Below are 25,447 nucleotides of genomic sequence, written 5' to 3' on the forward strand. Positions count from 1 at the left end.
CGGCCGAGGACCGAGCGGGCGCTGTCGTGGCGGGAGGGCGGCGGTCGCGGCCTTCTCCGGCGCCGACTCACACGCGGCCGACGGCCGAGCGGGCGCTGTCCCGGCGCCGGGCGGCCGGTCTTGACGGTTGCGGGCTCACCCGGTGCCGGCCCGGACGCGGCCGACGGCGTTGCCGAGCAGTTCGGTGAACCACACCGACCGGCCGGGCCCGGCCGTCAGACCCAGGGGCACCTTGTCGGCGCCGTCCGGCACCGGGAAGAGGGTGACCGTTCCGGTCGCGTTGATCCGGCCGATGCGGCCGGCCTGGTCGGTGTACCAGACGTGCCCGTCCGGCCCGCGCGTGATGCCGCCCGGCAGACTGTCCGCACCGGGCAGCGGGAACCGGGTGAGGTGTCCGAGGCGGTCGATCCGGAAGGCCGCGTGCCCGCCGGACGCGGTGAGCCACATGCCGCCCGGCCCGGCGGCGATGCCGCTCGGGAAGCCGGCCTTGCCGGGCAGGGGGAACTCGGTGATCCGTCCGGCGGTGGTGATCCGCCCGACCTTGCCGCCGCCCAGTTCGGTGAACCACAGGGCGCCGTCCCCGCCCGCCGCGACCGAGTGGGGAGAGGCGTCCCGGGTGGGCACCGGGTACTCGGTGATCCGGCCCGTGGCCGTGATCCGGCCGATCCGGTTGCCGGTCGCCTCGGTGAACCACAGGGCCCGGTCCGGGCCTGGCGTGATTCCCAGCGGGCCGCTGTCGGGCGTCGGCAGCGGGAACTCGGTGAGCAGGCCGGCGGGCGTGATGCGGCCGATCCGCCCGGCGGTGGTCTCGGTGAACCACAGGGCCCCGTCCGGCCCCTGGACGATCGCGGCCGGTCCGGTGTCCGGGCCGGAGGTCGGGAAGTCGGTGACCGTGCCGTCGGCCGTCATCCGCCCGATGCGCCCGGCACCGTGCTCCGCGAACCACAGCGCGCCGTCCGGCCCGCCGGTGATGCCCGCGGGGGCGGCACCCGCCGCCGTGGTCACCGGATACTCCGTCACCTCCTCCGCCCCCACACGGTCCGCCCCGACAGGGGCCACCCGGACACGGTCCGCCTGGACACGGGCCACCCGGGCACGGTCCGCCTCGACAGGGGCTGCTTGGGCACGGTCCGCCTGGACACGGGCCACCCGGACGCGGCCCGCCTCGACAGGGGCTGCCTGGGCACGGTCCGCCTGGACACGGGCCACCCGGACGTGAGCCGCCTCGGCAGGGGCTGTCCGGACACGGTCCGCCCCCACACGGGACGCCCCGGCGCCGGCCGGCACGGTGACGGTGACGGCGACCGCGGCGATGGCGACGGCGGCGGCGACCAGGGCACCGGCCCGCGCGGCCGCCGGCCGCCGGGTCACCGGTCCGCAGGGGGTGGTGTTCGCGGGCATGGGGCACTCCTCGCCTACGACTCGATCGCTGGGGCAGTGCGCGGCCGCGTCGGCGATTGACCCGGACGGGGGGTCGCGAAGCGGACGCGCTGGGGCAGACGGGTGGCGTGGTGACCCGGCTGGGCGGCCCGGATGGTGGGAGACAGGGGCCTCACTGACGGTGGTTCATGTCGAGGCCGGGTCCATCCAGCTGATGAGGTATCCGCTGCCCGGTCACGGCGGAAGGACATCACTATGCGCTCTGCCCGCACACTCCTGGCGACGGCGGCTGCCGCGGCCGCCCTCGCCTTTGCGACGCCCGCCGCCGCGTTCGCAGTTCCGGCCGAGCACGACGGCGGCCGTGACGACTCCTCGTACAGCAAGGAGCACGACAGCGACTCCGGCCGCGACAAGGGTTCCGACAGCGACCACGACAATGACTACGGCAGCAAGCGCGACGGCGGGGGGGAACACGACGGGCCGCGTGGCGGAATGCACACGGGTGGCGGAGCGCTCGCCGCGGTCCGCAGCGACGACTGGGGCGGGGAGGACGACAGCCGGTTCGACCCCGAGAGCTACCGCGACAAGGAACGGGACGGCGGCGGCCAGGAGAAGGGCGGCGGCAAGGGCGACAAGGGGGACAAGGGGGAGAAGGGAGACAAGGGTGACAAGAGCGAGTGGGGTGAGGAGGACGAGCACGACAAGCCGCGCGGCGGCATGCACACCGGTGGTGGCGCGCTCGCCACGCCCGGGGTCACCGCGGGCGGCCTGGCCGTGCTCGCCGTAGGCGCCGGCGGCGCGTACATGCTGCGTCGCAAGAAGGCCGGGGTGCCGGCGTCCTGACGGGCCGCTGTGTCGCAGGGGCTGCGGACGTCGCCGACGCGCCGGCCGTGTCGGCGGCCCGCGCCCCCTGCGCCCCCCGGGGACGCCGGATCCCGCTCCGTCCCCTCCCTGCCCCGATCCCCGTGCTGCCGTGACCGAATGAGGTGGTGTCCGATGGCAGCAGATCCCTCTTCGGCCCCCGCGGGCTCCGCCCGTGGCGGGCGGCTGACGCTGTGGGGCGTGGCGGCCGTCTTCCTGGCCGTCAGCTTGTTCGGCGGTCACCACCAGCCGGACGACGAGCCGCAGACGCACCGGGCCTCGGGCGCCGGCGCCGGTACGTCGGCCGACCCGCGGGAGCCGGCCGGCGGGGCGCTGCCCCGGTCCGCACCGATCCGCCTGCGCATTCCCGAGATCGCCGTGGACGCCCCGTTCACCACTCTGACCATCGGCGCCTCGGGCCAGCTGGAGCCCCCGCCCGCCGGCGACACCAATCTCGTGGGCTGGTACGCCGACGGCGTCTCGCCCGGCGAGAAGGGCACCGCGATCATCGCCGGGCACGTCGACACGGTGACCTCCGCGGCCGTCTTCGCCAACCTCGACCGGCTGGAACCCGGCGACCGTTTCTCGGTGGAGCGGTCCGACGGGAGCACGGCGGAATTCGTCGTGGACGACGCCGACACCTTCGCCAAGGACGACTTCCCCAGCGAGCGGGTGTACGAGGACGCCTCGCGTCCCGAGGTCCGGCTCATCACCTGTGCCGGGGACTACGACCGCACGGTGCGGGACTACACCGACAACCTGGTCGTCTTCGCCCACCTGGTGTGAGCCGACGGGCCGGTCAGGCGGCGCGGTCCCCGAAGGGGCCGCCCGCCGCGAACGCCAGCGCCGCGAACCGCTCGCCGATCCGGCGGTGTCCGGCGGTGTCCGGGTGGAGGCCGTCGGGCAGCGGCAGTTCGGCGTAGTCGGCCTCGCCGTACAACTCACGGCCGTCGAGGTAGTGCAGGGCCGGGTCCTCGGCCGACCGCTCGCGTACGATCCGGGCCAGCTCCTCCCGGACGACCTCCAGGGTGAGCTTCCCGCCCGCACGCTCGGCCGGATCCCCGGCCGCCCGGTACCGCACGCGGCCCTCGCCCAGGGCGGTCAGGTCCATCGTGGTGGGGCCGGGTGTGTCCTCGTGCATCGGGCACAGCACCGGTGAGACGACGAGCAGCGGGGTGCCGGGATGGCCCTCGCGGACGGTGTCGAGGAAGCCGTGCACGGCGGGGCCGAAGGCGCGCAGCCGCATCAGGTCGTTGTTGACCAGGTTGATGCCGAGCTTGACGCTGATCAGGTCGGCGGGCGTGTCGCGCAGGGCGCGGGCGGTGAACGGGTCGAGCAGCGCGCTGCCGCCCAGCCCGAGGTTGATCAGCTCCACCCGGCCCAGCGACGCCGCGAGCGCAGGCCAGGTGGTGGTGGGGGTGGCCGCGTCGGAGCCGTGGCTGAGCGAACTGCCGTGGTGCAGCCAAACCCTGCGGCCCCGGTCCGGGACGGGCTCGACGGGGGCGTCGGTGCGCAGCGCGACGAGTTCGGTCGTCTCGTTGTGCGGCAGCCAGATCTCCACGTCCTTGACGGTGTCCGGCAGGCCGGTGAAGCGCACGGTGCCGACCGGGCCGAGCCGGTGCTCGGCGGCACCCGTGGCCAGGTCGATGGTGAGGGTGCTGCCGTCGGAGAGTGAGGCGCTGCCGGCCGGACGTCCGTCGACCAGCAGGTCGTACACGCCGTCCGGGCGGGGCGGCACGCCGGGGTAGACCCGCTTGGTCGGCAGGGTGTCCAGCTCGACGGCGGTGGCGCGGGTGCGGAAGACCAGCCGTACGCCGGAGGGCTGGGCCTCCACCAGGGCCAGTTGCGGGTCGGCGCACTGGGCGCGGGCCCGGGCGGGCAGCCGGTGCGGCAGCAGGCCGTGCGCGGTGCGTTCCAGTTCGAGGGCGCCGCGGATCAGGTCGGCGGTGAGGGGTGTGCTGTGCATCGTGTCCGTCCGTGCTTCCGGGGAAGGTGCGTCTCATGGATGGGCGGGCCAGTTGCGCAGCAGGGAGTCGAGGGCGTCCAGGATCCGGGTCCACGACTCCTGTGAGTCGGGCGCGCTGTGGCTGAAGCCGCCGGCCGTCTCCAGGCTGACGTAGCCGTGGAAGACACTGCCGAGCAGGCGGACCGCGTGGGTCTGGTCCGGTTCGGACAGGTCGTAGCCGCGCAGGATCGCCCGGGTCAGCTGGGCGATCCGGACTCCCGCGCTGCCGGCGGCCGTCTCGGGGTCCAGAGGGTGCCGGGCCGCCGCGTAGCGGCCGGGGTGTGCGCGGGCGTAGTCCCGGTAGACGTTCGCGAAGGCGCCCAGGGCGTCCTTGCCGGACCGGCCGGCCAGTGCCTCGGCAGCCCGGTCGGCCAGCTCCTCCAGGGCGAGCAGCGCGATCCGCGTCTTCAGGTCCTGGGAGTTCCTCAGGTGCGAGTACAGGCTCGCCACCTTGACGTCGAACCGCCGGGCCAGCGCGGAGGCCGTGACCTGGTCGAAGCCGACCTCGTCGGCCAGCTCCGCACCGGCCCGGACCAGGCGCTCGGTGGTCAGTCCCGCTCGCACCATGGTTCTCCTCCCGTCTGCCGTAGTCGATTATGGAACTTCCTAAAGACTTTAGGCAAATCGATGAGGTAATTAGGGGTCGCTGTTCCCGGACGTCATAGGCGGAGTGGTGGGGGAGGGGCGGCCGGTGACCGTTCCGGTGGTGCCGTGTCGCTGTGCCGAACACCCACTTATTTGTGGGTACTTGGCAGCTCAGCCGCGGCGGGAGAGGCTGTTTGTCGAGGTCAGGGGCTGCCGGGGAACGGACGGGAGGTGACGGCGGCCCCGCGTCAGGATGCCGCTTCGCGTTCGCGGAGCAGGTCCAGGCGGCGGTGGCCCCACTCGGCCACGGGGTCCAGTGCCGTCGCCAGGTCACGGCCGAACTCGGTCAGCGAGTAGACGGTCTTCGGCGGCAGCACGTCGTGCGCCTCCCGGTGCACCACGCCGTCCTCCGCCATCTCGCGCAGCGCCTGGGTCAGCACCTTCTCGCTCAACCCGGGCAGCCGGCGGCGCAGTTCGGCGGGCCGCTGTGGGCCGGACTCCAGCAGCCACAGCAGCGACGTCTTCCACTTGCCCTCGATCACGGCGATCGCGGCGGTCACTCCGCAGACGTTCGGGTCCTGGGCACGGCTACGCGTCATCGTCGACCTCTTCGGTTTCCCCGCGGCCGGCCGGCCGCGCTTCATCGGCACACATTGATCACATACGGGAGTTGCAACATGTCCACAGCGCTGAATCTTCCTGCCGTCACCGTGCTCGGACTCGGTCCCATGGGCCGCTCGCTGGCGCACGCGTTCCGCGTGGCCGGCGTGCGGACCACGGTGTGGAACCGCACGCCCGGCAAGGACCGGGAGCTGATCGCACAGGGGGCGGCCGGCGCCGCGACGGCCGAGGAGGCGGTGTCCGCGTCGGAGCTGACCGTCGTCTGCGTGGTCAACTACGACGCCGCGGACGCGATCCTGCGCGATGACGACGTCACCCGCGCGCTGAAGGGCCGTACCGTCGTGAACCTGACCGCCGACACCCCGGTCCGTGCGCGGGACACCGCACAGTGGGCGGCGGCCCACGGCATCGGTTACCTGGACGGGGCGATCATGACGCCGGCCCCCAGCATCGGCACCCCGGAGGCCGTCTTCCTGCACAGCGGTCCGAGCGACCTCTACGAACGGCACCTCCCGGTGCTGGAACTGCTCGGCGGGACGCACACCCACCTGGGCGAGGAGACCGGGCGCGCCGCCACCTTCGACGTCGCGCTGCTCGACATCTTCTGGACCGCGATGGCGGGCTACGCACACGCCGTGGCGATCGCCCGGGCGGAGGGCGTCACCGCCCGGGAACTGGCCCCCTTCGCCCAGGGCATCGGCGCGATCCTGCCGCCGTTGTTCGCGGAGTTCGCCGAGGACGCCGACAGCGGCACCTACTCCGGGGAGATCAACCCCATCACCTCGGCCGTCTCCACCATGGCCCATGTCGTGGAGGTGTCCGAGTCCCACGGCATCGACGCGGGCGTGATGCGGGCCGTGGAGGGCATGGCCCGCCGCGTCATCGGCCTCGGACACGGCACGGACGGGTTCATCCGGGTGGCGGAGATGCTCGGCCGCCACTGAGCCGGGGCCCGGGGCGGCTCGTTGTCCTCTGTGTGAGCCGGGGCCTGGGGCGGCTCGTTGTCCTCTGTGTGAGCCGGGGTCCGGGGCGGCTCGTTGTCCTCCGTGTGAGCCGGGGTCCGGGGCGGCCCGTCCTCTCCGCGCGCCCGGGCACAGTCACCCGTCCCGGCGGACAGGCACCCGTTCCCACGGCAGACAGGACCGGCCGCACCCTGGCGGACCTGCGACTTGTGCCGGACAGAACGCCGTGGAACGCTTCGGTCCGCCGGTCGTGGCCACGGCCGGCGCGGGCGGCGACGGCCGAGCCCGGACGGGGCGCTGACCAGGGTGTCGGACGGGGTGCGGGCCAGGGTGTCGGGCGTGGTGCGGACCAGGGTGTTTCGGACGGGGTGCGGGCCAGGGTGCCGGGCGGCCGCGGGAACGAACGGGAGTGGACCGATGGAGCTGGAGCTGCGGCATCTGCGGGTGCTGTGCGCGATCGCCGACGCGGGCAGTGTGGGCCGTGCCGCCGCCCAGCTCGGCTACTCGCAGCCCGCCGTGAGCACCCAGCTGCGGCGCATCGAGCGGCATCTCGGCGAGCCGCTCTTCGAGCGCGGGCCGAGCGGGGTCCGGCCGACCCGGTACGGCGCCGAGGTCGTCGAGCAGGCCCGCGACGTCCTCGCGCGGGCCGCCGCGATCGGCCACCGCCAGCCCGCCGCCCGCCCCCGCCGTACCCTGCGGGTGGCCGCGACCAACTCGCCCATGCTGTCCGGCACCGTCTCCCGTGTCCGCGCACGGCTGCCGGAACTGACGATCGCGGTCACCAGTGTCTACTCCTCCTCGCGGATCGTGGAACTGCTGGAGGAGGGCATGGTGGACGTCGCCATCGCCGCCGACTACCCGGGCATGGAGCTGCGGCACTCGGCCGCCGTACGGCACCGGGGAATCGTCACCGAGCCCACGTTCGTCGCCCTTCCCTCCCGGCACCGGCTGCGGCAGAGCCCCCAGGTGCAGCTCGCCGACCTGGCCGAGGACGCCTGGTTCGTGACCCCGGACGACGGAGCCGGCTGGCCCGGGGTGTTCTACGACGCCTGCGCGGCGGCCGGGTTCACGCCGGTCACCGTGCACGAGTGGCTCGGCGACCAGACCCAGCTCCAGAGCATGATCGCCGACGGTCTCGGGGTGTCCCTCGTGCAGCCGACGCTGCGGCCGATCCCGCACGTCGTGGTCAAGCCGCTGGCGGGCTCCCCGCTGTGGTGCCGCTATGTGCTGGCCTGGCGGCCGGACACCGTCACCGACGACGTCGTGGAGACGGTGGTCCGGTCCGCCACGGACGCGTACCGCGATCTCGTCGCCCAGGCCCCGCACCTGCGCACCTGGGCGTCGCGCACCTGGAGCGTCGCGGGGGCGTAGGGGGACCGCAACGGGCCCCGAGCGCACGGGATCCCGTGCCGGGCGCGGGACGGCGCGACGGCCCGGAACGCCGGTGCGCGGGCCCGGAGGTGCGGAACGGGCGGGCGGGGACGCGGGTGGGCACGTCACCGCAGGGTGACACGTGCTCCGCGCGTGGTTCCCGAGGCCCGTACCAGGTGATAGACACGGCGGGTCACAGTTCCTGTCCGCCAGCAGGAAGGTTGTTGCCGCATGTCTGCAACGCGCCGTCAGGTCCTGTCCACCGCGAGTGCCCTGGGAGCGGGCATCGCCTTCACCGGGGCCCTGTCCGAACTCTTCGCGGGTACCGCCGCCGCCCAGAACCTGGGGCACGCCGGTCACGGCCCGCTCGTCCCCGACCCGAACGGCCTGCTCGACCTGCCGAAAGGTTTCCGTTACACCGTGCTCTCCCGCGAGGGCGACCAGCTCCGCTCGGGCGAGGGCCGCGTGCCCTCCAACCACGACGGCATGGCCGCCTTCGCCGGCGGCAGGGGCCGTACGCACCTCGTGCGCAACCACGAGAACCGGGTCACCGCCAAGATCCCGGTCCCGGTCGTCAGCGGGCTCACCTACGATCCGCAGGGCAAGGGCGGCTGTACGGCCCTGACGCTCGACGCGCACCACCACGTGCTCTCCGAGCGGGTCGCCATCGCCGGGACGGCCGTCAACTGCGCGGGCGGCAGGACCCCTTGGGGGACCTGGCTGACCTGCGAGGAGACCGAGGACAGGGCGGGGACCAACGGCTACACCAAGGACCACGGCTTCATCTTCGAGGTGCACCCCACCGAACCGCACCGCACCGGCGCCGTCCCGCTGACCGCGATGGGCCGTTTCCAGCACGAGGCGATCGCCGTGGACCCGCGGCACGGCGTCGTCTACGAGACGGAGGACGCCTTCGAGAAGCCGTTCGGCCTCTTCTACCGGTTCCTGCCGGACAAGCCGCTGGGCGGCGTCGGTTCGCTGCGCGCCGGCGGCCGGCTCCAGGCGATGCGGGTGCCCGGCGTACCTGACCTGTCGCGGATCCAGGAGCCCGGATCCCGCTTCGACGGCGTCGGGTGGGTGGACGTCCCCGACCCGTCGGCAGCCTCCACCCCGACCCGGCTCCAGGACTACGGCACGGGCGGCATCACGCACGCGCAGAAGCTGGAGGGCTGCTACTGGGGCGGCAGCTGCGTGTACTTCGTGTCGTCCTTCGCCCGGAGCAAGGACGGCTCGGCGGCCGACCACTACGGCCAGATCTGGCGCTACGACCCGACGCGCCGCCGGCTGACCCTGGTCGTCGTGTTCGGCCCGGACACCGACGTGCAACTGCCCGGCGAATCCCCGGACAACATCTGCCTCGCTCCCAGCGGGGGCCTGATGGTGTGCGAGGACGGCAACGGCGCCCAGCACGTCTTCGGCGTGACCCGCAAGGGCGAGGTGTACGCGATGGCCCGGGGCCGCCAGAACATCGGGACGGCGGAGAAGCCCGAGTGGGGGGAGTTCGCCGGGGTCACCTTCTCGCCCGACGGGGAGACGATGTTCGTCAACTGCTACACGCCCGGTACCACGTTCGCGGTGACGGGCCCCTGGCGCAGGTAGCCGGCGGTCGTCCGTGACCGTGCCGGGGCGCACGCCCGCGCCCCGGCACGGCGGGTGAAGCGGCGGGGATGTTATGAGCGGCCAGTGCCATGTGCTATGTCACACGGCATTGTTGGGGCGGGCGGTCGCTGAGACAGTGCCTCACACGCCTCAACACCCCACAGAGGCGCATCCCTTGGAGGAATCCCGATGCGCTATCGCTTCGCGCTGCCCGGACGCGTGCCGAGAGGCACGGCCGGCCGCATCGCCGGCGCCGCCGCCGTCTGCGTCACCCTGGCCGGTCTGCTGTCGACGCCCGCCCTGGCGGCACCCCGGCCGCGCACCGGCACGGCCGCCGCACCCCGCACGCCCCTCCCCGCGCCCTCGCCGGCGGGCGCGTCCACCGCCGCCACCGAGCGCCCCGCCACCCAGGCCGAGCCGCTCAGTCCGGCCCAACTCCCGCCGCGTCAAGCGGAGTCCACCCGGTCGGCCGAGACCCTCGCGAAGGCGGCCGCCTGCACCCCGGCCGACTTCGGCAGCCGCACCGGCACCGCCCTCGTCACCTACCTCAAGGCCGCGACCCCGGACTGCGTCAACACCCTCTTCTCGGTCACCGGCACCGACGCGCGCGACATCTTCCGCCAGGCCCAGATGGTGACCGTCGCGGACGCGTTCACCCGCACCGCCCGGCAGTACCGCGGAGACAACTCCGGCAGCCTGCTGCAACTGGTCCTCTTCCTGCGCGCCGGCTACTACGTGCAGTTCAACCACCCCGGCGACGTGGGCCCGTACACCTCCCGGCTGACCACCGCCGTCACGAGCGGCACGGACACCTTCTTCGCCCGCTCCCACTCGCGGGACGTCACGGCGGCCAACGGCGACATCCTGGGCGAGACCGTGATCCTCACCGACAGCGCCGACCAGCAGGGCCGCTACCTGTACGTCTACCGGCGGCTGCTGAACGACTACGACAGCTCGTACGACTCCGTGGACAGCATGATCAGGGCGGTCAACGACGTCTACACGCCGCTGTGGCGCGGCAACTGGAACCCGGCGTACGTCCAGGCGGTGGCGGCCGACCCGCGCATCATCGACACCCTGTACGACTTCGCGCTGGCCAACACCGACCAGCTCGGCACCGACCTGGCCTTCCTGGACTCCAACGCCGGGATGAACGTGGCCCGTTACGTCGAGCACCCCGAACTGCGCGAGACCGTGAAGCCGTTGACCAAGGACCTGCTGGACCGGACGCACATCACCGGGCCCACGGCCGGCCTGTGGGTGGCGGTGGCCACACAGGCCGCCTACTACGACAGCGCCGACTGCGCGTACTACGACGTCTGCGGCCTGCCGGAGAAGCTCGACAGGGCCGTCCTGCCCGTCACGCACCGCTGCGACGCGAACGTCACGATCCGCGCCCAGGCGCTGACCGCCGCCGACCTCGACGCCGCCTGCGCCAGTGTGCTCCGCCAGGACGCCTTCTTCCGCTCGGTCGTACGGGCCGGCGGCGCGATACCCGGCCAGTACGCCTCCACGCTCCGGTTGGTGGTCTTCGCCGGCCGCGCCGACTACCAGATGTACGCCGGCGCGATGTACGGCATCAGCACCGACAACGGCGGCATGACCCTCGGCGGCGACCCGTCGGACCCCGCCAACCAGCCGATGTCCGTCATGTACCAGAAGGCATACGACGACGGCTTCCCGGCCCGCATCTGGAACCTCAACCACGAGTACACGCACTTCCTCGACGGCCGCGACGACATGAAGGGCGACTTCGGCCGGCAGATCTCCGTACCGGACGTGTGGTGGATCGAGGGCGTCGCCGAGTACGTGTCCTACGGCTACCGCGGGCTCGCCGACGACCAGGCGGTCCAGGAGGCCGGCAAGCACACGTACCGGCTGAGCACCCTGTTCGAGAACACCTACGACAACAGCGACGTGACCCGCACCTACCCGTGGGGCTACCTTGCCGCGCGCTACATGATCGAGCGGCACCCGGACGACGTCCAGCGCATGCTCGCCCGCTTCCGCACCGGTGACTACACCGGCGGATACGCCGTCTACCACGACGGCATCGGCACCCGCTACGACGCCGACTTCGACCAGTGGCTCACGGTGTGCGCCGCGGGCGCCTGCGCCCGGCCGGCCGCGGCCTGACCCAAGCGCCTCGACACGACGGCCGCCGACCGGGATCCCGGTCGGCGGCCGTACGCGTACGCGGGGCCGGTCGGATCAGACCGCCGTCGCCGGGTACGTCGGGTACTCCACGCCCGAGACGTGCTGGACGACCCGGACGACCTGGCAGGAGTAGCCGAACTCGTTGTCGTACCAGAGGTAGAGGATCGCGTTGTCGCCGTCGACCTTGGTCGCGCCGGCGTCGACGATCGAGGCGTGGCGCGAGCCGACGAAGTCCATGGAGACGGCGTCGGGAGCGGTGGTGAAGTCGATCTGGCGCTTCAGCGGCGAGTTCAGCGAGACGTCGCGGAGGTAGTCGAGGACCTCGTCGCGGGTGGTCTCACGGCCCAGGCGCAGGCTCAGGATGGCGATGGAGACGTCCGGGACCGGGACGCGGATCGAGCTGCCGGTGATCGGGGCTTTGAGGTCCGGCAGCGCCTTGGCGACGGCGGAGGCGGCACCGGTCTCGGTGATGACCATGTTGAGCGGCGCGGAGCGGCCCCGGCGGTCGGCCTTGTGGTAGTTGTCCAGCAGGTTCTGGTCGTTCGTGAACGAGTGGACGGTCTCCACGTGACCACGCAGGACGCCGAACTCGTCGTCCATCGCCTTCAGCGGCGGGACGATCGCGTTGGTGGTGCAGGACGCGCAGGACAGGATCTGCTCGTCCGGCTTGACGGTGTCGTGGTTGACGCCGTGGACGATGTTCGGGACGTCGCCCTTGCCCGGGGCGGTCAGGACGACCTTGTCGATGCCGGGGCGCAGGTGCTGGGAGAGGCCCTCGCGGTCGCGCCACTTGCCGGTGTTGTCGATGAGGATGGCGTCCTTGACGCCGTGCGCCGTGTAGTCGACCTCGGAGGGGTCGTTGGCGTAGATCACCTTGATCGCGTTGCCGTTGGCGATGATGGTGCTGGTCGCCTCGTCGACGGTGATGGTGCCGTTGAACTGGCCGTGGATCGAGTCGCGGCGCAGCAGCGAGGCGCGCTTGACGAGGTCCGCCTCACCGCCACCGCGGACGACGATGGCACGCAGCCGCAGTCCGTTGCCGGAGCCGGCCTTCTCGATCAGCAGACGGGCGACGAGGCGGCCGATGCGGCCGAAGCCGTAGAGCACGACGTCGCGCGGCTCGCGGCGCTCGGTCTTCTCGGCACCCGTGGCACCGGCGACGGCCTCGGCCGTGAACTGCTCCACGCTCAGGCCGCGCTCGTCGGCCTTGTACATCGTGGCCAGCATGCCGAGGTCGATCTGGGACGGCCCGAGGTCGAGGGCGGTCAGGGCCTGGAGGAACGGCATGGTCTCGGTGACCGACAGCTCGGCGCCGGCGATCTGCCGGGCGAAGCGGTGGGTCTTGAGGATGCTGACCACCGACTTGTTCACCAGGGAGCGGCTGTGCAGCAGGACGGTCACGTCCCGCTCGCGGTGCAGCTTCCCGATGAGCGGGATCATCGACTCCGCGATCTCCTCGCGGATCTTCCAGTTGGTGAACGAGTCGTCGTTGACAGTCACAGGTCCATCTTTCGAGCTAGGCAGCGCTCATATGATAACCACACCGGTTTGGTGGGTTCGCAGCGCCTTCCGGCAGGGCCGGCGCGGCCTTCGCCGACGGCGTCACGCCGCGCCCGCGGGACGAATGGACGGACCCGCCGGCCGCGGGGAGTGGATCCGGATCCGGGCGCGATGCCATGATCGGACGGAGTCCGGTGGGGGGAGAGACTGTCCATGAGGCTGCACACACACGAGTGGGGTACCGGCGACCGGATCGCCGTCCTCGTGCACGGAATCATGTCCGACCACCGCACCTGGCACCGGGTCGCACCCGTCCTGGTGGACAGGGGATACCGGGTCATCGGCGTGGACCTGCGTGGACACGGCGCGAGCGGCCGGGGCGAGTACACCCCCGAGACCTGGGCGGACGACCTCGTCGAGACCCTGCCGCAGCGGCCGGAACTCGCGATCGGCCATTCACTCGGGGCGATGGCGCTGGCCGGCGCCGTCGAACGGCTGGCGCCCGCCCGGGCGGTCTACTGCGACCCGGCCTGGGACCTCAGCGAGAAACTGGTCGAGGGGTCCGCGTACTTCGCCGTCTTCAAGACCGCGCCGCGCGGCATGATCAGCGGCCTCAACCCCCGCTGGGACGAGGCCGACGTGGACCTCGAGCTGGCCACGCTCGCCGCCTGGGACCCCGCCACGGCCCGCGTCCTTCCGGGCATCTACGCGGTCAGCCGGACACCGGCCCGCGCGGTGGTGCCCTCGCTGGTGGTGCTGGCCGGCGCCGGCGAACTCGTCCGGCCCGGCATGGGCGACGAGGTGAAGCGGCGGGGCTTCGAGGTCCGTACGGTCGAAGGGGCCGGGCACAGCCTCTTCCGGGACGACTTCGACGGATTCATGCGCGCGCTCGACGGCTGGATCTGAGGGGCCGCCCCCTTTGCGCGACGCGACGACGGGCGGTGCGCGGCGAGGACCACGACGGTGCCGGCCGCCCGGAACGGCGGTGGGCGCACGGGGGCGGGTGTGCCGCTGCCCGCTGTGCGAAGGCCGGGAAACGGGGTAGACGGGGGGACGCCCGAGGAAAGGACCGTCTCATGACGACCTATGTGATCAGCGTCCCCGGCACCTTCACGACCGGGATCGAGGCCGGCACCCGCACCCGGCTGGCCCGGGCGCTGCGGCCCGCCGATCCGCACGGCACGCGGATGGGCAGTGCCGAGGACCTGGACGTGCTCAGCGTCAACGAGGACAACACCTTCACCCTCCGCCTGACCGTCGACGCGGACACCGGCCCGCACGCCGAGGAGGAGGCGCGCCGGCTCGCCGACTCCGCACTCCGCGACGTGGGACTGGACGAAGGCAGCGCACCGCTCGGGCCCGCGGTGATCACCGGCATCGACTCCGAGATCCGCTGACCGTGGGGCGCGATCACCCGATATAGGTAAAATCGAGGCGTTTGCCGAACATTCAGGCGACCGGCCCTCCGAGAGCCATCGCCCCGCCGGAAGTGATCGATGGCCCGCAAGCGCTCCACGGACGAAGGCGACGAGCTGCTGGCCCGTCTCGGTTCGCTCACCGCCCAGGCGCGCCGGCGCGCGGAGCTCCAGCGCACCCAGGTCGAACTGGCCATCGCCCTACAGCGCGGCATGCTCCCGAGGGACCTGCCCGCCGCCCCCGGCCTCCACCTGGCGGTGCGGTACACGCCCGCCAACCTCGGCCTCAACGTGGGCGGCGACTGGTACGACGCCTTCACCCTGCCGGACGGCCGGATCGGGCTGGCCATCGGTGACGTGCAGGGACACAACATCGAGGCCGCCGCCTTCATGGGCCAGGTCCGGGCCGGGCTGCGCGCGCTCGCCTCGGTCACCGGCGAGCCGGGCGAGCTGCTGGCCCGCACCAACGACCTGCTGCTCTCCCTCGGCAGCGACCTGTTCGCCACCTGTACGTTCATGCGGCTCGACCCGGCCACCGGGGTGCTGGAGAGCGCCCGGGCCGGCCACATCCCCTTCGTGTGGGCCACGGCGGACGGAAAGTCCGGCGTCGCCGACGACGAGGGAGGACCACCGCTCGGCATCGAGCCCGGCATCGAGTACCCGGTGACCCGGCACCGGCTCACCACCGGCGGGGTCTTCGTCCTGCTCACCGACGGCGTGGTGGAGGGGCCGTCGTTGTACATCGAGGACGGCCTCGACCAGGTGGTGCGGCTCGCTGGCATCGCCGCCGTCGCCGGTCTGGCGACCCACGCGCTCGCGGCGGCCGTGATCAAGGGCGCGGAGAGCGTAGGGCACGACGACGACGCCGCCGTCCTGGTCGTGGGCCTCGACGGCCCGTGCGCCCTGTTCTGACAGGCACGGCTACGGCGCCGCCGTCCCGGTCGCGGGCCTCGACGGTCCGTGCGCCCCGCTCTGAACCGCCCCGTCACGGTCTTGGTGCCGCACGGTGCCGAGCACCTGGCGGGCACGCCCGTGCACCCCGCTCTCACGGCCCGTGCACCCGCCCTGAACCGTTACGTCACGGTCTTGGTGCCGCACAGTGCCTAGGATCCGCCGGTTACGGTCCCCGCCGCAGCGGCCCGGCGTCAGCCGGAGGGCCGGACGGGAGCGTGCCTCGCCTCGCCGACCCGCGGCCATCGGTGTGAGATGACTCCTGTGGTGGCTATCGAGGAGCTGCGCCGGCCGGGCGGCTACGTCGTCCAGGTGCTGGCCGTCGCCGCCTGCTACTACGCGGCGGCCCGGCTCGGCCTCCTCCGCGAGCTGACCGTCGAGGGAGCCGTGGTCACGCCCCTCTGGCCGGCGACCGGCGTAGCCCTCACCGCCCTGCTGATCCTCGGACTGCGCGTCTGGCCCGGCATCACGCTCGGCGCCTTCTTCTCCGTCCTGTACCTCACCACGCCCGACCTCTCGGTGATCGGCGTCCTCCTCGGCAACACCGCCGCACCCCTGTGTGCGGTCCTCCTGCTGCGCCGGGCCGGTTTCCGCACCGACCTCAGCCGGTTGCGCGACGGCGTGGCGCTGGTGTTCCTGGCCGCACTGACCGCCACGCTGATCAGCGCGACCACGGGCGTCGGCCTCCTGGTCCTCGCGGACGGTTTGGCCGCCCACAGCTTCTGGCCCGTCTGGCTCGCCTGGTGGGTGGGCGACGCGATGGGGGTCCTGCTCGTCACCCCGCTGCTGCTGATACTGCACCAGGCCCGCCGGCCGCTGCCCCTCGGCCGCTGGAAGGAGGCGACCGCGCTGGCCGTCGTCACCTGCGTGCTCGTGCCGCTGGCCGTCTACAGCGCGCTCAGCACGCTCTTCTTCGTCTACCCGCTCATCATCTGGGCGGCCCTGCGCTTCCAGCTGGCGGGCGCCGCGCTGTGCGCGCTGTTCACCTCCGTGGTGGCCACGATCGCCGCCACGGACGGTGCCGGGGCGTTCGCGGACCTGAACCGGATCGAGGTCATGGCGAAGCTCCAGGCGTTCAACGGCGCCATGGCCCTGACCGCACTGCTGCTGTCCGCCGTGATCACCGAGCAGCGCAACACCCGGCGCTCGGTGGAGAAGGCGTGCCAGGAACTGGTGGAGGTGCTGGAACACCTCACCGCGGGTGAGGGCCCGCCGCCCCGGCCGCACCCGGAGGCCGACGACGGGGCCGACGGCCGGCCGCGGTCGACCGGTGCCCCGTGAGCCGCCCGCGGGGGGCAATCCCGATCCGGGCGCGCCGCCGACGTGCCGCCGCCGACGTGCTGCCGTCGACGTGGCGCCGTCGGCGTGCTGCCGTCGGCGTGCTGCCGTCGGCGTGCTGCCGCCGAAGTGCCGCCGCCGACGTGCCGTTTCGGCGTGTCGGACGGCGCGCCGGGGGCACTGGGAGACGATGGGCCGACCCGCACGGGCACAGGCCGGACCGGGAGGGACGGGGCGCCATGGAACAGCGGCCGGTACCAGGACGGACAGCCGAGGACAGGACGGGGAGCACGGCCGTGCCCCGGGACCCGCCCCGGCCACGGGACGCCGCCGGCGCGCGCCGCCGCATCCCGCGCACCGACGCGCTGCTGCGCGACCCCCGGCTGTCCGCCGCCGTGGACCGGCTCGGTGCGCCCCGGGTGAAGGCCGCCGTACGGCAGGCGCAGGAACGGGCCCGCGCGGGCGGCATCCCGCCGGAACAGGTACCGCAGACGGCCCTGAGCCTGCTCCCCGGCACCGCGAGCGGCCTGCACCCGGTGATCAACGCCACCGGGGTGCTGCTGCACACCAACCTCGGCCGGGCTCCGCTGTCCGCCGCCGCCCGGGACGCGGTCCGGGAGGCGGCCGGTCCCACGGACGTCGAACTCGACCTGACGACCGGCGTACGGGCACGCAGGGGACGCTCCGCGCTCGCCGCGCTGCACGAGCGGGTGCCGGCCGCCGGCGCCGTGCACGTCGTGAACAACGGGGCCGCCGCGCTCGTCCTGGCCGCCACCGCCCTCGCGGCCGGCAAGGAGATCGTCGTCAGCCGGGGCGAGATGGTGGAGATCGGCGACGGCTTCCGCCTGCCCGACCTGCTCGTCTCGACCGGCGCCCGGCTCCGTGAGGTCGGTACGACCAACCGGACGACCGCCGCCGACTACGCGGCCGTGATCGGACCGGACACCGGGTTCGTGCTGAAGGTCCACCCGTCCAACTTCCGTATCACCGGTTTCACCCGTTCCGCCGAGGTCGCCGACCTCACCGGCCTCGGCGTCCCGGTCGTCGTCGACATCGGCTCCGGGTTGCTCTTGCCGCATCCGGCGCTGCCCGAGGAGCCCGATGCCGACAGCCAGCTGCGGGCCGGTGCCGCGCTCGTCACCGCGAGCGGCGACAAACTGCTCGGCGGGCCCCAGTGCGGACTCCTGCTGGGCCGCGAGGACCTGGTCCACGCCCTGGCGCGGCACCCGCTCGCCCGCGCCCTGCGTGTCGACAAACTGACCCTGGCCGCGCTGGAGGCCACCCTCACCGGCCCGCCCACGCCGACCGCTTTCGCCCTCGGCGCGGGCGCGGACGGGCTCAGGGCCCGCGCCGAGCGGCTCGCCGCCACGCTGGCCGCCGACGGGACCGACGTACGGGCCGTCGAGAGCGCGGCGACCGTCGGCGGCGGGGGAGCACCCGGGGTCACCCTGCCCAGCGCGGCGCTGTCCCTGCCCGAGCAGTACGCCGCCGCCCTGCGCACCGGCCGCGTCCCGGTAGTGGGCCGCCTGGAGGCGGGACGCTGCCTGCTGGACCTGAGGTCGGTACCACCGGAGGACGACGACAGGCTCGCGGAGGCGGTGCGGTCGGTGGGGGGCGGCGGCGGGCTCGCGGAGGCCGTGAGGTCTGCGGCAGGTGACGGCGAGGGGCTTGCGGAGGCTGAGCGGCCTGCCGCGGTCGGCGGTGCCGGGCCTGCGGAGGCTGTGCGGTCTGCGGCGGGTGGCGGCGGGAGGCATGCGGGAGCGGTGCGGTCGGTGGGGGGCGGCGGCGGGCTCGCGGAGGCCGTGAGGTCTGCGGCAGGTGACGGCGAGGGGCTTGCGGAGGCTGAGCGGCCTGCCGCGGTCGGCGGTGCCGGGCCTGTGGAGGCTGTGCGCCCGGGGGTGGCCGAGGGCGAGCGGCGGCCGGGGCGGGCCATGCCGGGGGAGGGCGGCGGACGGCACGCCCGGGACGCGGGGCCGGCCCCGGCCCGCGCGGAAGGGCGGCCGTGATGCGTGTGCTCGCGACCGCCGGCCATGTCGACCACGGTAAGTCCGCCCTGGTCCGTGCCCTCACCGGCATGGAGCCCGACCGCTACGACGAGGAGCGCCGCCGGGGCCTCACCCTCGACCTGGGCTTTGTGTGGACCCGGCTCGACCCGGACGGCGAACCTCTCGCCTTCGTGGACGTACCGGGACACGAGCGGTTCGTCGCGACCATGCTGGCCGGGGTCGGACCCGTGCCCGCCGTCCTGTTCGTGGTCGCCGCCGACCAGGGCTGGCAGCCCCAGTCGGAGGAGCACCTGGCGATCCTGGACGCGCTCGGTGTCCGGCACGCCGTCCTCGCGGTGACCCGGAGCGACCTGGCGGACCCGGAGCCCGTACGCGCCGACGCCGTGGCTCGCTTGGCCGGAACCTCCCTGGGCAAGGTGGCCTCGGTCGCGGTCAGCTCGGTCACCGGCGCGGGCCTGGACGAACTGCGCGGCGAACTTGCCCGGCTGGCCGCGGAGTTGCCAGCCGCCGATGCCGACGCCGACGTCCGCCTGTGGCTCGACCGGGCCTTCACCGTACGCGGACACGGCACCGTGGTCACCGGCACGCTGGGCGCGGGCACCCTGCGCGTCGGCGACCGGCTGGTCACCGGGGACGGCGCGGCCGTACTGCGGGTGCGCGGGCTGCAGAGTCTGCACGAGGAGCGGGCGGCCGTCGGCGGGGTGGCACGCGTGGCCGTCAACGTGCACGGGCAGGGGGACGGCACCCTGCGCCGCGGCCATGTGCTGCTGACGCCGGACCGCTGGCTGAGCAGCGAGGTGATCGACGTACGGGTCACGGGGGAGCCGGTGGCCGACCTGCCCCGCTCCGTCACCCTGCACATCGGCACCGCCGCCGTACCGGTGACCGTGCGCCCCCTCGGTGAGGACACCGCGCGGCTCGCCCTCGGCCGGCCCCTGCCGCTGCGCGTCGGCGACCGCGCCGTGCTGCGCGAACCCGGCGGCAGCCGGATGCCCTGCGGCGTCACCGTGCTCGACGTGCGACCGCCGCGGCTGACCCGGCGCGGTGCCGGCCGGGCCCGCGCGGCCGAATTGGCGGACATGACCGGCCGCCCCGACGCCGGCGCCGAACTGCGCCGCCGCAGGCTCATGCGGCGCGCCGACCTCCAGGCGATGGGTGTCCCCCTGTGCCCCACACCCGCCCCCGAAGGCCCGGCGGGCACGGCCGCCCCCGAAGGCCCGGCGGGCACGGCCGGGCGCGAAGGCCCGGTGGGCACCGCCCGGCCCGAAAGCCCGGCGGGCCCGACCCGATGCGAGGGCTCGCTGGATACCGCCCGGCCCGAAGGCCCGGCGGGCACTGCCCGACCCGAAAGCCCGGCGGGCACTGCCCGGTACGAGGGCTCCGTGGATACCGCCCGACCCGGAGGCCCGGCGGGCACCGTCCGACCCGAAAGCCCGGCGGGCACCGCCAGGCGCGGAGGCCCGGTGGGTACTGCCCGGTCCGAGAGTCCGGCGGGCACCGCCGGGCCGGGGGACGGTGCCGGCCGCGTCTCCGGCGGGCCCGTCGGCCCTGTCGGCCCCGTCGCCGGGGACTGGCTGGTCGACGGGGCGTACTGGACCTCGCTGAAGGACCGGTTGGCCGCCGAGGTCGGCCGGCACGCCCGCGCCCACCCGCTGGAGCCCGGCCTGCCCACGGAGGCGGCCCGCCGGCTGCTCGGCCTGCCAGACCGGGCCCTGGTCGACGCGCTGGCCGCGGCACAGCCCCTGCTCCACACCCGCCAGGGCCGGCTCTACCCCGCGGACTCACCGCCGCCCGCCCTGCCCGCACCCGTCCGCGCGGCCGTGGACGCCCTGCGCCGGGACCTCACCCGCAGCCCGTTCCGCGCCCCGGAGGCCGGGCGCCTCGCCGAACTGGGGCTCGACCGCCGGGCGCTGGCCGCCGCGGCGGCCGCCGGAACCCTGCTGCGGATCGCCGACGGGATCGTGCTGCTGCCCGGCGCGGACGCCGACGCGGCCGCCGTCCTGCGCGCGCTGCCCCAGCCGTTCACGCTCAGCGAGGCCCGGCGCGCGCTGGACACCACCCGCCGGGTGGCCGTACCGCTGCTGGAGTTCCTGGACGCCCGGGGGTACACGGAACGCGTCGACGACCAGCGCCGACGCTGCCGCGCGAAGGCGGCGGAGAACGGAGGCGGACGGGAATCGGACCCGTTTCTTGACCCTAATGTGACCTGCGACGATGCGGGGAATCCGGACAAATAGATGTCTTTCGATGACGCTGAATGTCACTCGACCCGGCTCGTGCCAGTTCGGTTTGGCCCGGGCTAAACGGTGTGTGGGGAGTAGCCCTTGACCCGCCAGGGATGAGTGCAGATCGGGCCACACGGCAGAGTCCCCCGAGCCGCGTCCGGCTCGGGGGGCCTGCGAACGCGCGCCATCGCCTGGGGGGCAGTACGGCGCCGGCCGGTCCGTGTGAACACGGCTGCGGGAGCCTGACTCGCTGCGCCTCAGCGTGGAGCGAGGGGCGAGTGATCAGGTCGTGAATGAGCGGCCACCCCGACGGGGGTGGCGGGGTGGCCGCCCTCTCCGGCGCCGGCCCTCTACGCCGTGATCGCGTCGGGGGAGCGCTGGAGTCTGTGCCCGCTCCCGGCGCGTCGGCACGCCGGGAGCGGGAGTCATCGGGAGCCCCGTGCCACTGCGGTCCCCTCATCGCTAAGGACGTCGAGATCAGTGACAGCCGTAACGCCCTCAAGCGCGATGATCAGACGGGCCGCGAGAGTCCAGCGGAGACTTCTGTCGTCCGTGAAGGAGATACGGTGCATGCCGCTGACATCGGCCGTGGGTACGGGCTCCAGGGACTGCGGGTGGTACAGCAGTCCGCTCACGCCCCAGACCGGTGTGTGCTCGACGAGGGCGGCAGCCCACCCGCGCCGACGCAGGGGCGGGCAGTGCTCCAGCGCCAGTCGGGCGCAGACCGCATGGGTAGGCGGAGACGTGGTCAGCTCGCCGTCGGCGATGGGCCGGCCGCCGGCGGAGGCGACCAGGAACAGCGAGCGCTCGTCACGCCGAGTCCCGAGGGTGGGTCCGCCGCACATCTGGCACAGGAGGCGGCTCATCGCCTGCCGTTGCCGAAGAGCGTGGACATTCTCGTACCGCGGGTGGCCGCCGCGCGTGGCCGGCATGCGCATCCACGGGACGTCGTAGTGCCGGTCGATGTGGCTGACCTCGTCTTCGAAGCCGAGTCCGCGACCGCCGTGGCCGTGGATGACGGCCAGCGGCTGGGGCGGGACCTGCTCTCGGGACCAAGCGGTGATGTGCGGGACGGGGCGGCCGTCCCGGTACTGGACAGGGCGGATGGGGCTGCTGTCCGTCATCGTCGTAGCTCCAGGGCCAGGCGGCGCAGGCCGCGCCGGATCTCGCAGATACTCGGGTCGTCGGTGCACTGCTCGCACATTCCCGGGTGTGCTTTGTGCGCGGCGAGGGCGGCGCGCAGGGTGCAGACGCGGCAGCCGCGGAGGAACAGCGTGGTGCCCTCGTGCGGGTGCTCGCCGAGGTCCAGGGCGGTCGCGATGGACAGCGGCTCGCCGCCCCACAGGCAGGCGGCTCCTCGCCCTCGCTCATCGGGAAGCGTGCCGAGGTCCGGGAACTGAAGAGAGGGCAGCAGCCCGGCCGGAACGTCGACCGGGGGCCGGGTGTCGGTGGCCGTCATTCCGGTGTCCCTTCTTCAGCTCCTGGGCCGGTGGCGGCGAACGCCTTGGCGAGCAGGGACGGGTCGGTGAGGTAACCGGTGCCGTCCGGGATCGACAGCCACCACAGGGAGCCGATGCAATTGGTGACTGGCGGGCAGCGCAGCTCCCAGCCAGCCGGATGCACGGTGACGCCAGCGATACCGTCAAGCTCGTCGGCGAGCGTGGCCGGCAGCAGCCACCATGCGCGCCTGCTGTACATGCAGGCCAGGATGGGTCCACTCGGGCAGTGGTGCATCCAGCGGAGCGCTGCCAGGGTGTGGGAGATCCGCGTTTCAGTGACGCGCCAGTGGACCCCCGACGAGATCGCAACCGGCAGCCCGAGGTCCCACAAGCGCTGCGCCGTGTCCGGGCCAGTGGCGCAGGACCGCAGCCACTCCTGGCCCTCGCGCACTGGAGCAAGGGGGATATGAGGGGCCTGGGTCATCGGGCGGCACCTGCCTTCAGGTGGCAGCCGCACGACACGATGTCCCACACCCGTGCGCGAGGCGCCAGCTGCACGCGGCCGCCCTTCGCCAGCCCTCGCGCTACCGCACCGCAGTACCAGCAAGCTCGCCCATGGAGCCGAGCGATACTTACGGGTCCAGCGACTCGGAGCGGCGGCTCACTGCACTGCTGCATTCCGGCCTCCACCTGTCGTCTCTCTCGGACAGGCAGATCATGGGCCGCAGCAAGGGCCGCAAGGGATACAGCGGGTGTCCCCTCAGACCGCGCCGATCCACTCGGCGAAGTGGGTCAGCGACTCGGCGTCTGCGCGCTTCAGCCGGCGGATCGTGGCCGCCGCCTCCCGTGCCCACGGGTGCTCTCGCGTGTGCTGCGGCGCGATGAACCGAGCGACCTTCAGCGACTCGAATGCGTTGTCCGGCTGGCCCGCCCACACCTGCGCTCGCGCCCGCTCGATCCAGAAGCCGGATCGGCGCTCCGCCGGCAGGTCGTCTGGAGGTGTCCACTCCTCCGCGACGTCCAGGGCCGCCCGGACGTGGTCATGGCCGAGGCTGACCGCGACGGATACCTCGTGGGCGCGCACGGAGTCGGGGCCGAACTGGGTACCGTCGTACGCGCCCTCGCGCAGGCCGTCGGCGAGCCGTCGGGCCTCGGCCATGTGGTGCTCCGCGGCGTCGGGGTCGTCTGCTCGTCCGGCGATCACTGCCGCCCGCATGTGCAGGGCGCCCCGGGCCGCGGTCGCATCCCGGCTGATGGGGCTGGGGGCGGCGTCGATGGCTTGTTCCAGGGCGGCGAGCCCTTGGGCGTGCGCGCGTGCGGCGAAGAAGGTTTCGGTGCGGACGTAGGCGGCGGTGCACCGCGCGATGCGGTCCTCGGTCTGGTCGGCGGCCCACCGCATGAGGTCGATGAGGCGCGCTGACAGGTCCCCGTGCCCGAACTTGTAGGCGACTGCGTCCGCTGATCGGGCCGTTGCGGCGAGGAGTTGGGCGGCGCGGAGCCGGTCGGTGCCGGTGCTGTGGTGGAGCGCGGCCAGGACGTGGGTCAGCAGCTGTGGGGTGTGCTCGGCGATCTGGGCGTACTGCGCGCCCAGTCTCCACGTGGTCAGCTGCGTGACGGCAGCGCTGAGTTCGTGCAGTGGGCGGGCTGGAGCGTCGGCTGGGATGTCGTACGCGGCGATCGCGGCGGAGATCGCAGGGATGGACGCGTGGACGCGGCTCTCGGTGCGCGTGCTGCCAGCGATGATGCGGCTCGGGTCGACGGTGAGCGCTGCTGAGATCGAGTCGAGGGTGTCGTCGCTCGGGGACCTGGCGCCGCGCTCGATGGCTTTGATCATGGGCAGGGAGACAAAGGCGGCGCGGGCGAGGTCCGCCTGTGTCATCCGGCGGGCGCGGCGGATGGTGGCGATGCGCTGGCCTACCTCGCGCGCGGTGGGGGCGGGCATACGGGCTCCGTTCGGTACGTCCACTTCGAACAGTAGCCGTGTCGTGACGTTGTGAGGATGCGAACGGACTGCCTACCGCACGAGGGTGGGTAGTTCTGTGAGGCGGTCGATCTGCCAGTCCGCTATCGCCACAACGTCCGGGTCCTGGGCCCATAGATGGCCCCACGGGCCGCGCCGTAGATGGGCTGTCCGCAGCCCGGCCGATGCTGCGGGAAGCGTGTCGTTGGCTGGATGGTCGCCGACGTACAGCGTCTCACCAGGATCTGCCTGCCCGGCCTCGACGGCCCGCTGGAAGAACTCGGGCCGCGGCTTGGCCACGCCCCACTCCCCGGACGTCGCGACCACGTCGGCCGGCAGGTTGAGGGCACGCAGCAGTTCACCCGCGCGAGCGGTCTGGTTTCCGGCGACGACGACCCGGACCCCGAGCCGTTGCAGCTCGGCCAGTGCGGGCCGGACGTCCTCGTACAGGTCGCTGTCGTCCAGATGCTCGCCGCGGCCAGCGGCCTCGCGTGCCCGGTACTCGGCTGCGACGTCGATGCCCGGGCGGAGGAGACGGAGAGCGTCCGCGTTGTCACGGCCCTGCGCGACCACTGCGCCGACGAGCGCGGACAGTGTGTGCCGAGGGACGTCGAGCCAGTCGGCCCACGATGCCCAATAGCGGTCGTCGCGGACGAGGGTCTCGCCCACGTCGAAGATCACAGCGCGAATCATGGGGCGAGCGTATCCGGGCATGACGAAACGGCCCTCGCCCTCCCGTAGGAGGACGAGGGCCGGGGTTGGTGCAGGCGGTGGTCGTCATGCGATGCGGCGCCGCTCGGCGGGCAGGCCGAGGATGCCGGCGGACCGCGCGGACGTAGGCGTGTCGTCGGGTGAGGGCGCGGTGTTGCGGCGGCAGACCAGCGCGTCGGGGTCCCAAGCGGGCGCCCGGACGCTATACCCGTCCGGGTGTGCCTGCGGCGCCGTCAGCTCCATTGACTCCATGAGTGCCGGCGGCACCCGTCTCCCCGGGCGAGCCGGACGGTCCTCGAGGACCGGGCGCGCCGCGCTCCCCTGGCGCACCGGGCTCGCCCGGCGGTCCCGGTGGGCCGGTTACCGAAGCCCCCGGCTCACCACGGCTGCCGGGTGGTCCGGCGGTCGGTGTTCCGCCCAT

21 protein-coding genes and 1 pseudogene are annotated in these 25,447 nt (G+C 73.4%); 12 read left to right on the top strand and 10 right to left on the bottom strand.

The features are described 5' to 3' along the window. Window positions 1-135: 135 nt before the first annotated feature. Entirely contained in the window at window positions 136-1,401 is a 1,266-nt protein-coding gene (locus JK361_RS28535; RefSeq protein WP_236053717.1) for a Vgb family protein, read from the bottom strand. 234 nt (window positions 1,402-1,635) lie between these two features. Here JK361_RS28535 and JK361_RS28540 point away from each other — a divergent pair, with 234 nt between their 5' ends. Then, on the top strand, window positions 1,636-2,223 hold the full coding sequence (locus JK361_RS28540; RefSeq protein WP_201823274.1) for a hypothetical protein: 588 nt from the start codon (window positions 1,636-1,638) through the stop codon (window positions 2,221-2,223). A 153-nt stretch (window positions 2,224-2,376) separates the two neighbouring features. Continuing rightward, window positions 2,377-3,027, top strand: coding sequence for a class F sortase (locus JK361_RS28545; protein ID WP_201823276.1), 651 nt, complete (start codon window positions 2,377-2,379; stop codon window positions 3,025-3,027). A 13-nt stretch (window positions 3,028-3,040) separates the two neighbouring features. Here the strand turns inward: JK361_RS28545 and JK361_RS28550 are convergent, their stop codons facing one another. The 3 genes from JK361_RS28550 to JK361_RS28560 all read right to left on the bottom strand — a co-directional run bounded on the left by JK361_RS28550 (window position 3,041) and on the right by JK361_RS28560 (window position 5,430). Next, the gene (locus tag JK361_RS28550; protein WP_201823279.1) at window positions 3,041-4,207 is read right to left on the bottom strand and encodes a GDSL-type esterase/lipase family protein; all 1,167 of its coding nucleotides are present in this window, start codon (window positions 4,205-4,207) and stop codon (window positions 3,041-3,043) included. A 33-nt stretch (window positions 4,208-4,240) separates the two neighbouring features. Then, complete coding sequence (locus JK361_RS28555) at window positions 4,241-4,813, bottom strand: TetR/AcrR family transcriptional regulator (RefSeq protein ID WP_201823281.1); 573 nt, start codon at window positions 4,811-4,813, stop codon at window positions 4,241-4,243. Window positions 4,814-5,079: 266 nt separating this feature from the next. Next, window positions 5,080-5,430, bottom strand: a complete 351-nt coding sequence (locus tag JK361_RS28560; RefSeq protein ID WP_201823284.1) for a winged helix-turn-helix transcriptional regulator — start codon at window positions 5,428-5,430, stop codon at window positions 5,080-5,082. 78 nt (window positions 5,431-5,508) lie between these two features. Here JK361_RS28560 and JK361_RS28565 point away from each other — a divergent pair, with 78 nt between their 5' ends. The 4 genes from JK361_RS28565 to JK361_RS28580 all read left to right on the top strand — a co-directional run bounded on the left by JK361_RS28565 (window position 5,509) and on the right by JK361_RS28580 (window position 11,520). Further along, complete coding sequence (locus JK361_RS28565) at window positions 5,509-6,396, top strand: NAD(P)-dependent oxidoreductase (RefSeq protein ID WP_201823287.1); 888 nt, start codon at window positions 5,509-5,511, stop codon at window positions 6,394-6,396. 435 nt (window positions 6,397-6,831) lie between these two features. After that, the gene (locus JK361_RS28570; protein ID WP_201823289.1) at window positions 6,832-7,785 is read left to right on the top strand and encodes a LysR family transcriptional regulator; all 954 of its coding nucleotides are present in this window, start codon (window positions 6,832-6,834) and stop codon (window positions 7,783-7,785) included. A gap of 231 nt (window positions 7,786-8,016) precedes the next feature. Next, window positions 8,017-9,384: an alkaline phosphatase PhoX gene (locus tag JK361_RS28575; protein WP_201823291.1), complete on the top strand. Its 1,368-nt coding sequence runs from the start codon at window positions 8,017-8,019 to the stop codon at window positions 9,382-9,384. A 189-nt stretch (window positions 9,385-9,573) separates the two neighbouring features. After that, window positions 9,574-11,520, top strand: coding sequence for a collagenase (locus JK361_RS28580; protein WP_201823292.1), 1,947 nt, complete (start codon window positions 9,574-9,576; stop codon window positions 11,518-11,520). Window positions 11,521-11,595: 75 nt separating this feature from the next. On the opposite strand, the gene JK361_RS28585 is transcribed toward JK361_RS28580, so the two are convergent. Then, window positions 11,596-13,041 (bottom strand): glyceraldehyde-3-phosphate dehydrogenase, encoded by a 1,446-nt coding sequence (locus tag JK361_RS28585; RefSeq protein ID WP_201823294.1) that lies wholly within the window; start codon window positions 13,039-13,041, stop codon window positions 11,596-11,598. Window positions 13,042-13,254: 213 nt separating this feature from the next. Between JK361_RS28585 and JK361_RS28590 the strand changes: the two genes are divergently transcribed. The 6 genes and pseudogenes from JK361_RS28590 (at window position 13,255) to JK361_RS28615 (ending at window position 20,928) form a co-directional block, all read left to right on the top strand. Beyond that, window positions 13,255-13,947 carry an alpha/beta fold hydrolase gene (locus JK361_RS28590; protein ID WP_201823296.1) on the top strand — a complete coding sequence of 231 codons (693 nt, stop codon included), beginning with the start codon at window positions 13,255-13,257 and terminating at the stop codon, window positions 13,945-13,947. A gap of 170 nt (window positions 13,948-14,117) precedes the next feature. After that, on the top strand, window positions 14,118-14,438 hold the full coding sequence (locus JK361_RS28595; protein WP_201823299.1) for a hypothetical protein: 321 nt from the start codon (window positions 14,118-14,120) through the stop codon (window positions 14,436-14,438). Window positions 14,439-14,537: 99 nt separating this feature from the next. Next, window positions 14,538-15,368, top strand: a complete 831-nt coding sequence (locus JK361_RS28600; protein ID WP_201823302.1) for a PP2C family protein-serine/threonine phosphatase — start codon at window positions 14,538-14,540, stop codon at window positions 15,366-15,368. Between the two features lie 303 nt (window positions 15,369-15,671). Then, on the top strand, window positions 15,672-16,688 hold the full coding sequence (locus JK361_RS28605) for an MASE1 domain-containing protein (RefSeq protein WP_307787342.1): 1,017 nt from the start codon (window positions 15,672-15,674) through the stop codon (window positions 16,686-16,688). A gap of 236 nt (window positions 16,689-16,924) precedes the next feature. Further along, a pseudogene (gene selA, locus JK361_RS28610) lies at window positions 16,925-18,292 on the top strand (L-seryl-tRNA(Sec) selenium transferase); the annotation flags it as partial. A gap of 398 nt (window positions 18,293-18,690) precedes the next feature. After that, window positions 18,691-20,928, top strand: coding sequence for a SelB domain-containing protein (locus JK361_RS28615; RefSeq protein WP_201823312.1), 2,238 nt, complete (start codon window positions 18,691-18,693; stop codon window positions 20,926-20,928). Window positions 20,929-21,341: 413 nt separating this feature from the next. On the opposite strand, the gene JK361_RS28620 is transcribed toward JK361_RS28615, so the two are convergent. From JK361_RS28620 to JK361_RS28640, 5 genes are all read right to left on the bottom strand, one after another. Then, window positions 21,342-22,040, bottom strand: a complete 699-nt coding sequence (locus JK361_RS28620; RefSeq protein ID WP_201823315.1) for a hypothetical protein — start codon at window positions 22,038-22,040, stop codon at window positions 21,342-21,344. After that, window positions 22,037-22,375 (bottom strand): hypothetical protein, encoded by a 339-nt coding sequence (locus JK361_RS28625; RefSeq protein ID WP_201823317.1) that lies wholly within the window; start codon window positions 22,373-22,375, stop codon window positions 22,037-22,039. Before JK361_RS28625 ends, JK361_RS28620 begins: the two co-directional genes overlap by 4 nt. After that, complete coding sequence (locus JK361_RS28630; protein ID WP_236053718.1) at window positions 22,372-22,614, bottom strand: hypothetical protein; 243 nt, start codon at window positions 22,612-22,614, stop codon at window positions 22,372-22,374. The genes JK361_RS28625 and JK361_RS28630 overlap by 4 nt, the downstream gene beginning before the upstream one ends. 501 nt (window positions 22,615-23,115) lie before the next feature. Beyond that, window positions 23,116-24,297, bottom strand: coding sequence for a helix-turn-helix domain-containing protein (locus JK361_RS28635; RefSeq protein WP_201823319.1), 1,182 nt, complete (start codon window positions 24,295-24,297; stop codon window positions 23,116-23,118). A gap of 72 nt (window positions 24,298-24,369) precedes the next feature. Further along, window positions 24,370-25,008, bottom strand: coding sequence for an HAD family hydrolase (locus JK361_RS28640; RefSeq protein ID WP_201823321.1), 639 nt, complete (start codon window positions 25,006-25,008; stop codon window positions 24,370-24,372). Window positions 25,009-25,447: the final 439 nt, after the last annotated feature.

The sequence above is a fragment of the Streptomyces musisoli genome (assembly GCF_016741855.1).
GTDB classification, from domain to species: Bacteria; Actinomycetota; Actinomycetes; order Streptomycetales; family Streptomycetaceae; genus Streptomyces; species Streptomyces musisoli.

Excerpts from the sequence above, each read along its gene's own strand:
- JK361_RS28545 (WP_201823276.1), top strand. The coding sequence starts at position 2,377 with ATGGCAGCAGATCCCTCTTCGGCCCCCGCGGGCTCCGCCCGTGGCGGG.
- JK361_RS28535 (WP_236053717.1), bottom strand. The coding sequence starts at position 1,401 with ATGCCCGCGAACACCACCCCCTGCGGACCGGTGACCCGGCGGCCGGCG.
- JK361_RS28555 (WP_201823281.1), bottom strand. The coding sequence starts at position 4,813 with ATGGTGCGAGCGGGACTGACCACCGAGCGCCTGGTCCGGGCCGGTGCG.
- JK361_RS28565 (WP_201823287.1), top strand. The coding sequence starts at position 5,509 with ATGTCCACAGCGCTGAATCTTCCTGCCGTCACCGTGCTCGGACTCGGT.
- JK361_RS28550 (WP_201823279.1), bottom strand. The coding sequence starts at position 4,207 with ATGCACAGCACACCCCTCACCGCCGACCTGATCCGCGGCGCCCTCGAA.
- JK361_RS28540 (WP_201823274.1), top strand. The coding sequence starts at position 1,636 with ATGCGCTCTGCCCGCACACTCCTGGCGACGGCGGCTGCCGCGGCCGCC.
- JK361_RS28620 (WP_201823315.1), bottom strand. The coding sequence starts at position 22,040 with ATGACGGACAGCAGCCCCATCCGCCCTGTCCAGTACCGGGACGGCCGC.
- JK361_RS28625 (WP_201823317.1), bottom strand. The coding sequence starts at position 22,375 with ATGACGGCCACCGACACCCGGCCCCCGGTCGACGTTCCGGCCGGGCTG.
- JK361_RS28600 (WP_201823302.1), top strand. The coding sequence starts at position 14,538 with ATGGCCCGCAAGCGCTCCACGGACGAAGGCGACGAGCTGCTGGCCCGT.
- JK361_RS28580 (WP_201823292.1), top strand. The coding sequence starts at position 9,574 with ATGCGCTATCGCTTCGCGCTGCCCGGACGCGTGCCGAGAGGCACGGCC.
- JK361_RS28630 (WP_236053718.1), bottom strand. The coding sequence starts at position 22,614 with ATGTACAGCAGGCGCGCATGGTGGCTGCTGCCGGCCACGCTCGCCGAC.
- JK361_RS28640 (WP_201823321.1), bottom strand. The coding sequence starts at position 25,008 with ATGATTCGCGCTGTGATCTTCGACGTGGGCGAGACCCTCGTCCGCGAC.
- JK361_RS28590 (WP_201823296.1), top strand. The coding sequence starts at position 13,255 with ATGAGGCTGCACACACACGAGTGGGGTACCGGCGACCGGATCGCCGTC.
- JK361_RS28560 (WP_201823284.1), bottom strand. The coding sequence starts at position 5,430 with ATGACGCGTAGCCGTGCCCAGGACCCGAACGTCTGCGGAGTGACCGCC.
- JK361_RS28635 (WP_201823319.1), bottom strand. The coding sequence starts at position 24,297 with ATGCCCGCCCCCACCGCGCGCGAGGTAGGCCAGCGCATCGCCACCATC.
- JK361_RS28595 (WP_201823299.1), top strand. The coding sequence starts at position 14,118 with ATGACGACCTATGTGATCAGCGTCCCCGGCACCTTCACGACCGGGATC.
- JK361_RS28615 (WP_201823312.1), top strand. The coding sequence starts at position 18,691 with ATGCGTGTGCTCGCGACCGCCGGCCATGTCGACCACGGTAAGTCCGCC.
- JK361_RS28575 (WP_201823291.1), top strand. The coding sequence starts at position 8,017 with ATGTCTGCAACGCGCCGTCAGGTCCTGTCCACCGCGAGTGCCCTGGGA.
- JK361_RS28570 (WP_201823289.1), top strand. The coding sequence starts at position 6,832 with ATGGAGCTGGAGCTGCGGCATCTGCGGGTGCTGTGCGCGATCGCCGAC.